This is a genomic window from Acidithrix sp. C25 (assembly GCF_904848545.2).
The window spans coordinates 722,718-737,138 of the sequence record NZ_CAJHCI020000001.1; the positions used below are offsets into that span (position 1 = coordinate 722,718).

The window sequence follows — 14,421 nt, forward strand, 5'->3', positions numbered from 1 at the left end:
GATAAGCGATAATCTTTTCAAAAGAGGCAACTGTCTAAGTCGGATATCATCCTTGAGCGGAACTTTCGATCTTGAATGGGCTTTTGGGTCGGCGAGCCTTGACTCTTAACGTAACGTCAGATTTCTCTGGCTCTGGAGGAGGTCACCATATAGTTTCTCGTGGGCCGACTTGTCGCCTAAGGTGTTTTAAATGTCTATATCGAAGATCATCTGTTGGAGTGGTCGTTTGCTTTGCCTCTAGTACGATTATCACGGCAGAGACCCTTTGGGTCGGCACAGCTGCTAGGTGCGGTTCCCGCATCTCATTGAGCTTTGAGATATTCAGCTTTGAATTAGTTAACGATGACGCTAACACTTAAATCAACTTTTTTGCGGTGGTAAATTTACTGGCCTAGTGTCGCCAACGCGCCAAAGTTGGCGACTGAGGGTTATCGCAAAACCAGCGAAATGCTAGCGCGAGACGTGACCTGTCGATTCACTTGCTTGCCAAGTCGTCTTTTATTTGTATTTTTTTCTATGGTCATCTATCGCGATGTGATTTTAAATGTGTCTGACCAAAGCAAGTGCCGAGTGGTAAGGAATGTTCAGTCTCGCCAGCTTAGATCCCCAAAATCATGTTGTGTCGATATCAAGATTAGATCCTCTGGCGTTCGGCAATAGTTATTGCGGCCACCAGTCAAGATAGTCTTACCTGGGGTTTACCTTCACTATTTTCGAGATAACTTTCGAATTGGGTTACCGCGATGGAATCTTTAAAACTTGTATGGGTACTTTGTGTAGTAGCAGTCGCCGTGGCCTGAACCCAATACCGAAAAAGGAGTATTCCCTGGATATTTTAGCCAAGTAACCCCTTGTGGTAGCCCTAGTTCCATAAGGCAATAATCACCTGCTGCAGTGAATTTTACTGTCGCTCAGAAAGCCTAGAGTTGTGCCACTTTTGAGATATTGCTCAAAATAGACGTTTTTTCGCCCCGGAACCAGGTATGGACCTACATTTTTCAAGGTACTTTGCGTTCCTACCTTGCACCATTTGAGCTGTCGGCTCAACAGATAAAGTGCGTTATTCGGCGAATATTCAATCAATGATCCATTCGGAAGGATAGTTTCAGGGCTATTAGAGGAGACGTAAGGCGGTAAGCCTGGCAGGCTTGGAACTCCACTGACCACCTCCCAATTGGCACCTCCATTACTAGAGATGCGCAAAGAATAGGATGAAGAGCCAGAAAGGAGATACCGGTTTGAGCCCGATTTGAAAAGTTCGGATTCAAAGCATGCATTGACAGAGCTAGGCCACGGTATCTGTTTTAGCGTAGCAGTTGAGGACTTCGAGAATAGGAGTGATTGGGAGCTCCCGTTCATGGCGCAATTTCCATATGTAACTCCACCAAAGCGGACGCAACCTCCGCTTTGTGTGCACTTTAGGGAACCCGTAATCCAGTCCTTGGCGTTGGTGGTAGTCTCAACTGCCAGATTGTTGGAAGCTGTGTTAAAGAATACCGAGATTCCATTTGTGTTTTGAGCAAATCCATCAAAGCTGGAAGGCGCCAAGCCGGATGGCGTTGGAATTTGACTCCAGCTCTTTCCTAGGTTAGAGGTAATAACTGGCACAAGCATAAACGGGGGACCGGCCGACGAACTATTTTGGCTGCTAAACCCAGCCGCTACGAGAAGCTGGCCCGATGAAGTCTTGTAATCGACCACGGTACTACAGACGTGAGGACCAAACGAAGGAGACCCTAGCAGGCTTCCGAGCGTCGATACTGGTATGTTTGATCGAGTTCCATGGTTCAATTCGGTGATGCCACTTTGAGTGCAACCTAACACCACACCGGGCAATGATTGGTTTATCGCAATCGCCAATAATCCCCCCAACTGCGGGTTTGTTGGCGATTTGAGTGGATAGCTACTCAGGAATGCCGCTGCATCTACTTTAACTTTTATTGCGCCAAGGTCAACGAAGGCGGCTTGGTTTCCACTTTTCTTGTATTTAATCAAATGGTAGGTTGAGATTGCCTTTGGGGTCATGTTGAATTGATAGACGAATGACTGGTTGGATCCTATGATATTGACCAGGGGAACGGATCCTGCAATTTTTACCACTTGACCTGGATAAACGCCTTTTGCACTCAGCTTCAAAATTTGCTTGGAGCTTGGTGGGTTGCTGGTTATCGAAAAATTGGTCTTACCTTCAGACGATCCGAGTCCGCACCCTCTAAATGAGACTAAACATTGCACTGAGACTTCGTAACTTCCAATCTTAGGATATGCAGGGAGGTCGTTATTTCGCGCTATCCAAGGTCCTGAGGGAAGGGTAAGGCTTGCCACAAAGTTGTGTGTTCCGCTCCAAGAAAGGGGAACTCCGTCATATTGAAGGCCCACTTCGCAGCCAGCCCAGCAAAAATTTGCATAAGAGGGGAGTGGAGATAGGTTTCCACTGACTTGTCCATGAATGGTAATGACGGATCCAGGCGGTCCATTTGAAGGAGCGAGTGAGAGCAAAACATGGGGTCCAGAATTGCCTTGCGCGTTAGTAGTTGGAAAGCCTTGAATTGTCGCATTGGCTCCTCTTTGGTTGATGCCTTGATCGACACTTAACCAATATGTCCCTGGTCTGAGGTTTGGGATTCGATAGCAGCCCGAGATTGCTCCACTCATCGATTGCCTGATTCCTCCAAAGGAACACCCCGCCTCAGGCAAAGTAGTGGCTACCAAAGATGGGTTGGTTGGTGTCTTTTTAACGTTTGCAAGTGTGACTGTTGCAGAAGAATTGGTTGTTTGCTTGGGGGTGGTGCCAGTTGTGGTGCTATTTCCACATGCACCCAATATCAGTGCTGCGAGGGTCAGTGCCAGCAGCGACCACGAGAAACTAGAGCTTGTTCGTCGATAGGATCTAGAAGCTATATCGTCACCTTCTGTTCTAGTGTTGCAGGCAGGATATCCAAGATTGACCAAGAGCCCTCAGGAGATTTAAAATTAGATTATTCGCTTTGAAATCATAGTTTCCGTCCCATAATAGCCCATCCTTGGCCCCTTGTCAAGGCCTAGGAGTGTCAATTATTGTAACTAAGGATATGTGGGTCGTATTTTGTGGGTCTTGCCCAGTGGCGCTATCAAAGATTCTGGTTGGGTTCAAATGTTGGCACAATGATTGGTTGGCACTTGTCGCCTTAGGCGATAGCTTGATGGCATTTAGTTGCAACCAAGTCAGTCGCCAATCATATTCAAAGAACTTTAGAGCGGACCCATTTGCAAGTTGCATCTGCTGAGGTACGAACTGATCCATACTCCTGGAATGCCATATCGATTGGGCGCATTTCAAATAATCGTGTGGTGGATAAATGATAATAAAGAGGGCTCTTTTATGGTAACTCCTAATCAGGCGGCCAAAATAGGCTATCGCTTCTTCGCCGATCCAAGGAACTGCGGATCTATTTGGACCAGAAGTTCGAAGGAGAGGGCAATTCACTTCTTTAGTGATTCAGCGCAATCCTATTTCCGTAGTTTTCATACCATATTGATCCTCCAAGATTAGGGAGTCATTTTTGGGAACTACTTCGTGATATCTAGAGGTAGTAACTTCAACATTGTCAGTGGATGCAGTGGAGATTCCACAAAGCCATAGTGGACATAGACGACCTTCGCATTCTCATCCTTTGCACGCATGGGAAATAGCTGTTGTCTCTGATATCTAGGTTCGACCGCCAAGCGGTTCAACGGAATCGCCGGTATCTCTTTGGGCTGGTTTCGAAGTTATTTTTTTGGCGAAGGTGCGTGAAGTATGAAAGCGCTTAAAGAAGAGCTGAATGCAAGTTCCTTGCTCGCCACCTGTCTTCGGTGATCAACCAGGTTCGATTGGTAGCAGTGGTCTGGTTTTCTGAGAGTTCGCATAACCAGTCAGTGGTTCAGGATGGGTTTATCACAATCAAAGCCAACCGGAATATGTCCCGTGTCAAGCGAGTCAAAAAGGCGCAGTGGCTTAGGGTCAATGTTGTGAATCCTTGAGAATAAAATCCTACGGAACGAGTTTGCTCATTGCCTCTGGTAGGAGCGATGGTGAGGTTCCCCAGATTTAGTGGACACCTGTTAAGCCAACATAGATTGTTGGTAGAAAGGATGTCATCATGGGAGCAACAAGGCGTAAATTCACCCTTGAGTTCAAGACTGAAGCTGCTCATCGAGTTATAGATTCCGCCACGTTCATTCCAGAGGTAGCTAGTGAGCTATCTATTTCCCAAGAGGCTCTATATAGGTGGGTAAAAGATGAACGAATACGTCTAGAGGCAGCTTCTAGTGTCAATGAAGGACCACTGAGCGCTGATGAAAGAAGAGAACTCATAAAGCTTCGTCGTGAGATGGCAGAGCTCAAAAAAGATAATGAGTTCCTGGGAAAAGCAGCCGCGTACTTCGCAGCCAAGCAAGCAAACAAGAAAGATTTGCCCTGATGGAAGCGGAGTGCGCTAACTTTGAGATAGCACGAATGGCGCGACTACTTGAAGTGTCTCGATCTGGCTACTATGCCTGGCTACATCGGTTAGAGAACCCAGCCGATGCCAAGGTGGCTAGAAATGACCTTGAGGCAAAGATACTCTCCATTCACAGGGAATCTAATGGAACTTATGGCGCTCCAAGAATCACCGCTGAGCTTCACGATCGCGGGGAGGTAATCAGTAAAAACAGCGTTGCAACTCGGATGAGAGATCTTGGAATAGAGGGTATATCCCCCAGATCATTCAAGGTCAAAACCACTACCGCTGATCCAAAGGCTTGTTATCCCAGTGACCTCGTCGAACGTGACTTCGACAAGGGATATCTAAATGCCGTTCTTACCTCGGATATCACTTACTTGCGAGTTGGAGAGGGATTTGCCTACCTTTGTGCTATTCGTGATGAGCACTCCGGCAGGGTGCTTGGATATTCTGTCGATCGCCACATGAGGACAAGCCTTGTCATTGAAGCACTCCAGCAGGCAATCTCCCTCAGGGGAGACGATATCCAAGGCGCAATTTTCCATACCGATCGCGGGAGCCAATTCACCGATCGTCGCGTCGTGGAACTCTGTGAACAGAATGGCATTATCCGGTCAATGGGTAAAACTGGATCTTGCTACGACCATGCAACAGCTGAATCGTTCTGGTCGATCTTCAAACACGAGTACTTCTACCGGCACGTATTTGAAGGTATGTCCGAATTGAGGGCTGGGATTAGGAGTTACATGGACTTTTATAACCATAAAAGGCGGTACTCGAAGATCGGTAACGTCTCACCAGTTGGTTATGAACTAACATTATTGGAGTCCGCCAAGGCGGCGTAGTCAATGTGTCCATTATTTATGGGCAACCTCAAATCTGGTCAACACCCAAATCAAAGACAGATGCCATAACACAGGTGACGCAGCGGGGCTATCAGCCTTTGGCCCTTCGACGCATCTACATAGCCAAGAAAAACCCCAAAGAAGAGACCCTTGGGAATTCCCCTAATGGGTGATCGAGCATTCCAAGCTTTATATAAGCTGGCACTCGATCCCATCGCAGAGACATTGGAGGATCCGAACTGCTGCGGATTTCGTACCGCCCGCTCAAGGCAAGATGCGGCCGGACAGTGCTTTATCGTGCTGGCGAACTGCAACCGGGCACAGTGGATACTTGAGGGCGACATCAAAGGCTTCTTTGACAATATCAGCCACGACTGGCTAATCGCCAATATCCCTATGGACAAAGCGATTCTGATTAAGTGGCCAAAGGTTGGATACTCAAGAAAGAGGAAGGCTCTTTCTGAGTGACCTCGGGACACCGAAAGAGAGCCCAGTTTCAGCAGTATTGGCAAATTTGACACTAGATGGTCTTAAAACACTGCTCAAGCAGCAATTTCGAGGTCGCAAGGTCAACATGGTAAGATTCGCGGATGATTTTATCGTCACCGGCATCTCTAAAGAGCTGTTGGAATACCAGGTGAAACCTGTGATAGAAGCTTTTATGGCGGAGCGTGGTCTCATGGCTTCACCGGAAAAGACCAATATCACCAATATTGCTGATGGCTTTGACTTCCTGGGTTGGAACTTCCGAAAGTACAAGGGAAAGCTTCTGCAAAGGCCCTCTAAGGACAACATGGCTGCGGTTAAATCTAAAATATGCCAGATCATCTCCTCTAACAAGACGGCTAAGCAGGAAAGTCTCATACGGCAACTGAACCCGGTGATCCGGGGCTGGGCGAACTATCATCGCCATGCCCTTGCCAAGGAAACCTTTTTCTCTCTAGATCGATATAGCTAAGGTAAGCATTCACCGCCTCGAAATCACCTCTAGCTGAACCCGATAGGATCCAGCCCTTTTCGTGGTGGTTCAGACGTAGCGTCTTTGTTTGCCTAGAGCATTAGTATCTGACCGGTCTTATCTCATTGAAAGCTATTTTTTAGAAAACTTTCGATGAAGCAAATCAGATGGAACTTGGATGGATGATCGGCCAATTCCACCCCATCCGCAGTATCCTGTACGAACTTTCGGAGCTTCCTCCCCCAACAACCGCTGATGCTAATTATTAGCCACATAAGAAAGGGGGGCACGGCTCAGCTATGGGTCGTGCCTACCCGACTACGTATTGGAATCAGCTACCCATTGTGCTATTCCTGGCTTAGAGTTGTCCGTAATCCTCAGAAAAGCGAAAGACAACTTTCTAATCCAACAGCGGGAGGACTATGGACAAATAAATATCAGAAAACGAGCCATTTAGGCATTAATTAAGGGACCTTCTAGTGTCCCCTCTCATAAGTTCCCTGAGTTCTAGTTCCCCAGATACTTTGCCATCGATGCTAATATCTCGTCAGCTGTCTTTACCCACCTAAATGGTGTTGGGTCTTGGTTCCAGCGCTCTGCCCAGGTGTTGATCGAAGCAACGAGTTGCTTTTGTGACTTATGGGTGGATGTGTGGAGCATTTTAGTAGTCAGTTCCGAGAACCATCTCTCAACCAGGTTCATCCACGAGGAGTAGGTGGGTGTAAAATGGAAGTGGAATCTGGGGTTTTTTATGAGCCAGGCCCGTACAGCATCGGTTTTATGCGTTGCATAATTGTCCAGGATGATATGGACTTCGAGTTCTTTTGGAACTTCTTTTTTCACCTGATCCAAAAAGGCTATGAACTCGATCGCCCGATGAGCCTTTGTGGTGTTGGTGATCACCTTGCCAGAGGCAACATCAAGTGCTGCAAAGAGATTTGTTGTGCCGTTGCGTTTGTAGTCATGTGTTTGCCGCTCTGGAACAAAAGGTCTCATGGGAAGCAGTGGCTGGGTTCTATCCAACGCCTGGATCTGTGTCTTTTCGTCAATACATAGTACCAGTGCAGCATCAGGGGGATTGAGATAGATCCCAGTTATGTCGCGGACCTTTTCGGTAAAGGCCGGATCGGTACTGATGTTGAAGTATCCCAAGACATGGGGCTTGAGGCCAAAGGTTCTCCAGATACGTGAGATGCTCGCTGGTGATACCCCGATCCGCTTGGACATTGAAGACGTCGACCACTGGGTAGCAAGCGGGGGCTCTTCTTCCAAAGTGATCCTTAGAATCTCGGCGATCTTTTCGTCATCAATGCTTCTCGGTTTTCCACTTCTCGGTGCGTCATCGAGAAGTTCCACTCCGTAGTTGATAAAACGCCGCTTCCATTTGCATACCGTCTCTGTAGATATCTGAAGTCTTTGCGCGATCTCGTTGGTGTCCAACCCCTTCGTTACTCCATAGGGCAATGCTGGCCCTTGCCACCTGTCCTATGGGAGCTGTGGACTTTCTTACCACTGCTTCTAATTCGCTACGTTCTTTGGGACTGAGCGGAACCACCGAAGCTTGTCGTCCAGATCTCTTCTTGGGCGGCTTGCTCTGGTTGGCATCAATGTTTGGCTCCTCTGAAACGGTGTGACTTTGCATCGTTCTCCCTTGCAAGGTTATGTCCTTACCAAGGAGAACAACCTTAGAAGGGATTAATTCCTCAGTTTCAGGGAAATTATGAGAGGGGACAAGAGCATTGGATGATGCTCGCGCTGCGGCGCAACTCCTAATGAGATCTCTAGAATCGGGCGTAAAGAAACTAGTATCATCAGCCTGTGAGCCGTCGACGATAGGTTGATGGAGAGATCTATCGTCTTTGATTTCGGGGATTCCAAATGCTGATTTCTGCCCTTGGCGAAATTGATCACTTGATCTTGCCATTTATCTGCGCAATTGAATTAGATGGATCTAGCGCTTGGGATAATGCTAGAAATTGCTAATTCTGCGAGGGTATCCTATCGGGGCGTTGGATGCTTTGGGATGCCGGAATCTCTTGTTGAAGTGTCACCTTTATTCTTAGTGGCCCAATCGTGGCTTTGTTGAATTCCATCTAAACATAAAAGCCTTTCGTCTATTTTTATCTTTAAAGCCGTGTGCTATTAAGGCCCTTCGAAATTTGGATATTCGAGGAGCTAGGGTCTTCGTGGGCTATCACTGAAAGGTACGTCGTTGTTCCCTTGAATCTGATGCCGATTTTTACTTTTAAAATCGGCCTTCATCTGCATTTTAGTTAGTAGAGCCCATTGATGTGCAAACGAGTTTGCTTAGTTACTTTTATTACTCAGTCTGCTCCAAGAGTAAATGATGTGGGATCTAGGATCACTGTTTGGCTGGTGTCTGTCAAAATGTTAGCTCTGATGGTGAATTTAGAGCGGGAAACTCGACATCGACTCGGACCAGGTAAATCTACCGATTCATCGAAACCAACGAGTTGTCGCCAACGAGATCGAATACAACTGTATAGAAGTTATCAAAAAGAGGTCGGTGGGTAAGGCGCCTTAGGAAAATCATTGGTTTGACCCACGTCGAGCCATGCTAAAGAAGCGTTCTTTAATGGCGATGATAAAAATCAACGATAAGGAGCAGCTTACATGCGGTCATATTCTGGCTAATTGGATTATTTAAGTCACAGAAGACTTGGTCTCTATAAAGAGTTGTATTTTCTTAGATTGGATTGAAGTACACTCCAACTTTACGGCCATTAGCTCAGCGAAGATCAAACTAAATCAAACACGACTTAAGCCGATATAAAGATTTACAGCTCATTTTGCTTGGAAGGTGGTTTCATGGTGCGACTTTTGACAAGGAGTACTACCAGGAGGGCTGCGTCAAGGGCGCAATTGGGTCGAATTAAATTCGAAAGCCCAGAGGCTGTGGTGGTCCAGGTCTCCTCGTTAGCATCGGCACTCGGAATCCATGTTGTAGATATATGGGGAATAATAGATAGCCTTGCGACTAAACTCGAGGAGCAGACTAGTTATTTTCATAATATTGGTGAAGTCGCCAACGATGTTGTTCTTTCTAACGAGAGAGTCTCTGAGCTTGCTCAGAAGACTAAAGTCGTAGCCCAAGATGTTGATAACCTTTTAGAGTCTTCAAAAGGCACAGTCGATAGTTCGCTATCTGAAATACGATCTTTAGCCGCTTGGGTATCGAACACCAGTGACGAACTAGTAGAGCTCGGAGTAGAACTTCAATCTGTAGCTAGCGTTGCCGCCAGCATCGATCAAATAGCTCAACAAACGCATATCTTGGCTCTTAATGCCCGAATTGAAGCCGTGCGTTCCGGAGTCCATGGAGTGTCGTTCGCTGTAATTGCAAATTCAATTAGAGACTTAGCAGATCAGACCATTTCGATGGCTGGTTCTATAGGCGAGAAGTTATCTGGGTTGACAGAGCGGGTTAATAGCCTCGATCGCAGCGCCCAAAAGGCTCGCCATGGGGCAAGTAATACTGAGACAGGAACTAACTCCATATCGGGAGTTATCACCGGTGCAGCTAGCGCCGTCTCAGAGGTAGATCGGGACGCTAGTGAAATGGCAAGTGCGGCCCAAGATTCCAGTGGCCAGATGGCGCAATTCAATAGTTCTCTGTCCATGCTCATTGAAGGAGTTGAAAGCAGCTCGAGGGAGTTAGTTCTAGCTAAAACTAAGAGTTCAGACCTTCTAGACGCCGTTGAGGTACTGTTGCAGAAGGCGAATGCCTCGGCGATCGATACGGTGGACACCCCCTTTATTAAGCTGGCGATAGATACAGCAGCGGATTTGTCGCGTCTCTTAGAGAATGCTATCGCGAGCGGAAGGATCAGTGAGGATGAGGTCTTTGATGATGACTATGTTCCAATAGCTGGCAGCAACCCTCCTCAGTACCTAACTAAATTTGTTCGCTTGACGGATGAGTTATTTGTTGCGCCCCAGGAGAGAGCCTTGGAAATGGATGCGCGCATAGCGTATTGTGCAGCGTCAGATCGGAATGGATTCGGGCCAACCCATAATCTAAAATTCTCAAAACCCCAAGGACCTGATCCAATCTGGAACGCTGCTAACTGCAGGAATCGATTAATGTATAAAGATCGTACGGGACTTTCAGTGGCTAAGAACCAGGATTTGGTGCACTTGCAGACCTATAGACGACATATGGGAGGTGGCCAATATGTTTTGATGAAGGACGTGTCATCTCCCATATGGGTGAATGGATTGCACTGGGGCGGATTACGTATTGGATATACGGCATAGATTTATGCTTTGCTGACTCAATTTATACAATGGTTACGGATTGGTTCTCCCATCCTCACACCTGGGGCCTTATGTTATCCTATTGATGCTCTATGCTCGCTTTTAGATCTTACTCATCATACGTAGCCCTCTTTATGCCACTGGTTTCGATGCGAGTTATCGTCTCGCATAGCTCAGTATTCAACACCTAGCCGGGCAGCTTCTTTCATGGATTAAGGAATGAAAAAGTTAGATTGGCAGTGGCGGGTCATTTGAACGGAAGCGTTGCAGTTGACCTAACAATCGTCAGTCGCTTGCGTTAGCTAGGTGGCAGGGGTAGCTTCGATGATAATTTAACACCTAAGTGAAGTAATTTGCCTACGATGACTCGCGAATTATTCATCAAGAGTCACCTATCGACAACTGCCCGGTCTAGCGAAATGAGCACTAAATAAATAAGAAGATGCGCACGTTAATTAGTGACAGTGGTACACTTTGGGGGTCTCACTTAAAGCCGAATCCAGGACTTCGGAGTTGCAGGGTGCTCTCTCCGTTAGAATTTACATCGGGCTTTTCCAGGCGCTAGTATTTCGGCGTGGAAACAGCAAGACCAATTAGCCATACGAATTCTCCAACTAGGAGTCCTGAAAAAATTGCCGCGAAGGTCGCGGTCGTTGACACCGAGACCACGGGCCTCTATAGGGACGATCGTATCGTTGAGGTTGGTATCGTTCTTCTGGATTCGCAAACCTGTGAGATTTTCGATGAATTTGAGACATTGGTAAATCCGGGTCGTGATGTTGGGCCAACTAGGATTCACGGAATCACGGCTTCCATGGTTGCGGCAGCACCCTCGTTTGATGAGATCGTCTATGAAGTCGCCGATCGCCTCAACGGATATATACTATCGGCGCACAACCTTGCCTTCGACCAAAGAATGATTGATTCTGAATTCACTCGGGCAGGAGCAATATTCGAGCCTGGAAGGGGCCTTTGCACACTTTCACTGTCGAGGATGAGACTCGACTTGGCCTGCCAAGAGTATGGGATTCCACTAAAAAGTGCACACAGAGCACTAGATGATGCTCGTGCTGCGGCGCAACTCCTAATGAGATCTTTGGAATCGGGTGCAAATAAATTACTATCATCAGCCTGTGAGCCGGCAACCATAAGCCTTGGTCATCTTCATAAGCCAACATATGGCCTGGCGATAACCCGTGACGACGTTGCGCAGGTAACCGAAGTAGTTCGCTTGCAAGAGGCGCACCGTCTTGAAATTGTCTGTGATGATCCGACCTTACTACCTTATTTAGATTTGCTCGGCCTAGCACTAGACGATCTTGTTCTAACTGAACAAGAGGTACGCGAGTTGAACAATGAAGCTCTTAGTCTCGGGCTTAGTCCCAATCAGATTAGCCTTGCTCACGAGCAAGCTTTCACTTCACTGATGGCTGATGTCGGCTCTGGAAATTCTGCGACAGAGATACAGTTAATGAAGGTTCTGGCTCCTCGTCTTGGAATCAACGATCGAAGCATGTTCGCAACTCATATGAGTAAACTAAGTGCGGAGTTGACGCCGACGGTTTGTTTCACTGGAGACATCTTCATAAAGGGTCACTTTGTGGAACGTTCAAAGTTGGAACAGTTAGCTTTAGCTGCAGGTTGGAGGGTTGACGGCACTGTTACCAAGAAGCGGTGCACGTTGTTAGTGGGAGATGTCAACTCCCAGTCTTCGAAGATGGAAAAAGCTCGACAGTTAGGGATCAAAATTGCTAGCGGTGATCAGTTCGCTGGCCTAATTGGCCTTTAGCTATTTTCCCCGCATGTAACGATGCTATTCGCCGCCCCATTGACCTTTTTTCTTGGTCCCGAAGAGTGATCTGACAGGAACTTATTGCTTTAGAAGTGGGGCTGTGGCCCCGTTCTCAATGCGAGGGCTCTCTCCTAGGGGTATTTACCCTAGGGTCTTTTCAATCGCAAGGTAAGAGTAAGGTAGACCCTGACAATCCTCGCCATTAGGAGAAGATTCTAGAAAATGGAATTGAACCGTTTGTTTTGCGACCCTTTTCTGCCTTGTTCACGATGGCGATGAGCCCATTAGCTCTAACCCTACTTTAATGTATGCAAGAGTTGTAAAGTTGCAAAGTCCAGTTGTTTTGTAGTGTCTGTTCTCTCTTGCGGTGCTGGCTAAAGGTTCAAGGTCTTGGCGATTGCCGCGCTTATTTAACTCTTTTGAAACGCTAGCTTCTTCGACATTGATTATGGCTTCGGCTACGAGTTGAATTCTGGCTAGCTGAGATGAACCTGCTTTATCGTATGGATGGCCGATCTTTTAATAAATCGGGTGTAGCTGGATGACGTCTCATTGAGTCACGCTGACAGTGCGGATTCAAAATTGGTGATTATTGGTCTCATTAAGCCAAAAAGCCTTGCTGTATAAGAAAACTAGGATTCGACAAAACTACTTAGGCATGTTCTGGCCGTAAACATTATGAAGGCCAAGACCAAAGATTGGTAGGACCTCGGAATTGATACAAAAGCAATTTCGAGTGCATTCTAAGAATGAAAGGTAGTACCTTTGATATGAAGAAACCATAGTGAAGGTAGATAAACGATGGCAATAAAAGTTCTTTTCGAATTTAAACTCAATGAAAATGCAATCGACCAAGGAAAAAAGAAACTCAGTGAAATCCTCGTTGATACCAGGGCTTTTGATGGTTGCGTGAGTGTCGAGGTAGTTGCCGATCTCAAGGATGCCACTCATTATGTGCTGCTAGAGACCTGGCGATCCAAAGAGCACTATTTTGCCTATGGAAAATGGAGAGCTGGAGATGGAGCCACGGATTTGGGAACGTTTTTCTCCGCTCCTCCGGCGATTTCGCTCTTTGAAATCACTGATATTTAGTATTTGAAGGTACCGCTCGGCTACACCTGCGAGCCGAGCGAGTGCCAAGGGCAGATCAGTAGATTCAAGCCGCTAGTTATGAAGAGATAGCTACAAAGATAGCCAAGGCAGTTGACTCTCTCGCAGATTCGGCTCAGTGCTGTTCAGCGCTTTGGATATCTTTTACCGTAGAACTGTGTTCATGAAGGGCGTGTAAGGCTGCTTGATCGCTCTCGATAAGCGAGCGGATCCAGCGCTCAGATTCGGTGACGTGTATTGTTGATGCGGCCGATGCTAGCGTGGGATTTCTTTCGGCCAACGCTTCAACTATTCTACGGTGTTGCTCGAGGGTAAACGACTGAACTCCCCCTAGATAGATTCCGCACCATATCCTTGCGCGAAGCGCTTTCGTGGATAGACCGCGCATGAGTGCACATAGGGTCATATTGCCGGTAACGGCCATTATTTGTTCGTGAAAGTCAAAGTCAATGACGATTAGTTCCTCAACGTTATTCGCCTTGTACATAAGTTCGAGGCTGTGGCGAAGATTTGAGACTTGTTCTTCATTTATTTTGAGGGCCGCGTAAGCTGTCGCGACAGGTTCAAAGAGTCGTCGCACTTCAAATATCTCTATAAGAGAGTCTCCTTGAGCTAGGTCAACTCCTAACCCAAGGCCACTCATCAGAACTTCTGGCCCTAGACCCGAAACATAAGTTCCACTTCCTTTGCGAACCTCAAGAACGCGCAGCTGTACTAAGGCGCTGGTCGCCTCACGTAGGGAACTTCTAGAGAGGCCAAACTTAGCTGCGAGTTCGTTCTCTGACGGTGGTCGCTGGCCTGGACAGAATTCCCCGTTGGCGATCAGCCCCATAATCTTCTCGATTGTCTTTACGGATACGTTCATATAGATGTCTCTCTCTGCCGGGCCCTTTACAGCCTCCACATGGCAATGGAGATAATCAGCAAAAGGACCTCTCGTAGATGAACTACCCGATACCTTTTGGTACCTCC

At 47.1% G+C, this 14,421-nt stretch carries 10 protein-coding genes and 1 pseudogene; 8 read left to right on the forward strand and 3 right to left on the reverse strand.

Features of this window, described 5'->3' with window-relative positions; genetic code table 11:
- Positions 1–882: 882 nt before the first annotated feature.
- Positions 883–2,952, reverse strand: coding sequence for a hypothetical protein (locus tag ACIDITHRIX25_RS89650; RefSeq protein ID WP_052604227.1), 2,070 nt, complete (start codon positions 2,950–2,952; stop codon positions 883–885).
- A gap of 1,169 nt (positions 2,953–4,121) precedes the next feature.
- Here ACIDITHRIX25_RS89650 and ACIDITHRIX25_RS89655 point away from each other — a divergent pair.
- The 5 genes from ACIDITHRIX25_RS89655 to ACIDITHRIX25_RS89675 are packed head-to-tail and all read left to right on the forward strand — an operon-like array spanning position 4,122 to position 6,269.
- A complete protein-coding gene (locus ACIDITHRIX25_RS89655) occupies positions 4,122–4,442 on the forward strand; it encodes a transposase (protein ID WP_052604224.1) in 321 nt (106 codons plus the stop codon).
- Positions 4,442–5,311: an IS3 family transposase gene (locus ACIDITHRIX25_RS89660; RefSeq protein WP_052604222.1), complete on the forward strand. Its 870-nt coding sequence runs from the start codon at positions 4,442–4,444 to the stop codon at positions 5,309–5,311. Before ACIDITHRIX25_RS89655 ends, ACIDITHRIX25_RS89660 begins: the two co-directional genes overlap by 1 nt.
- 5 nt (positions 5,312–5,316) lie before the next feature.
- The gene (locus tag ACIDITHRIX25_RS89665; protein ID WP_200891162.1) at positions 5,317–5,484 is read left to right on the forward strand and encodes a hypothetical protein; all 168 of its coding nucleotides are present in this window, start codon (positions 5,317–5,319) and stop codon (positions 5,482–5,484) included.
- Positions 5,462–5,779 carry a reverse transcriptase domain-containing protein gene (locus ACIDITHRIX25_RS89670; RefSeq protein ID WP_201732514.1) on the forward strand — a complete coding sequence of 106 codons (318 nt, stop codon included), beginning with the start codon at positions 5,462–5,464 and terminating at the stop codon, positions 5,777–5,779. The genes ACIDITHRIX25_RS89665 and ACIDITHRIX25_RS89670 overlap by 23 nt, the downstream gene beginning before the upstream one ends.
- Positions 5,742–6,269, forward strand: coding sequence for a group II intron maturase-specific domain-containing protein (locus ACIDITHRIX25_RS89675; RefSeq protein ID WP_201732515.1), 528 nt, complete (start codon positions 5,742–5,744; stop codon positions 6,267–6,269). Before ACIDITHRIX25_RS89670 ends, ACIDITHRIX25_RS89675 begins: the two co-directional genes overlap by 38 nt.
- A gap of 507 nt (positions 6,270–6,776) precedes the next feature.
- Here ACIDITHRIX25_RS89675 and ACIDITHRIX25_RS89680 read toward each other — a convergent pair.
- Positions 6,777–7,878, reverse strand: a pseudogene (locus tag ACIDITHRIX25_RS89680) (IS630 family transposase).
- A 1,232-nt stretch (positions 7,879–9,110) separates the two neighbouring features.
- On the opposite strand from ACIDITHRIX25_RS89680, the gene ACIDITHRIX25_RS89685 reads away from it, so the two are divergent.
- The 3 genes from ACIDITHRIX25_RS89685 (at position 9,111) to ACIDITHRIX25_RS89695 (ending at position 13,431) form a co-directional block, all read left to right on the forward strand.
- Entirely contained in the window at positions 9,111–10,547 is a 1,437-nt protein-coding gene (locus tag ACIDITHRIX25_RS89685; protein WP_160291905.1) for a methyl-accepting chemotaxis protein, read from the forward strand.
- Positions 10,548–11,121: 574 nt separating this feature from the next.
- Entirely contained in the window at positions 11,122–12,336 is a 1,215-nt protein-coding gene (locus tag ACIDITHRIX25_RS89690; RefSeq protein ID WP_052606936.1) for an exonuclease domain-containing protein, read from the forward strand.
- Positions 12,337–13,140: 804 nt separating this feature from the next.
- The gene (locus ACIDITHRIX25_RS89695; RefSeq protein WP_052606935.1) at positions 13,141–13,431 is read left to right on the forward strand and encodes a putative quinol monooxygenase; all 291 of its coding nucleotides are present in this window, start codon (positions 13,141–13,143) and stop codon (positions 13,429–13,431) included.
- 133 nt (positions 13,432–13,564) lie between these two features.
- Here the strand turns inward: ACIDITHRIX25_RS89695 and ACIDITHRIX25_RS89700 are convergent, their stop codons facing one another.
- Positions 13,565–14,314, reverse strand: coding sequence for a FadR/GntR family transcriptional regulator (locus tag ACIDITHRIX25_RS89700; RefSeq protein ID WP_160291904.1), 750 nt, complete (start codon positions 14,312–14,314; stop codon positions 13,565–13,567).
- Between the last annotated feature and the right edge of the window lie 107 nt (positions 14,315–14,421).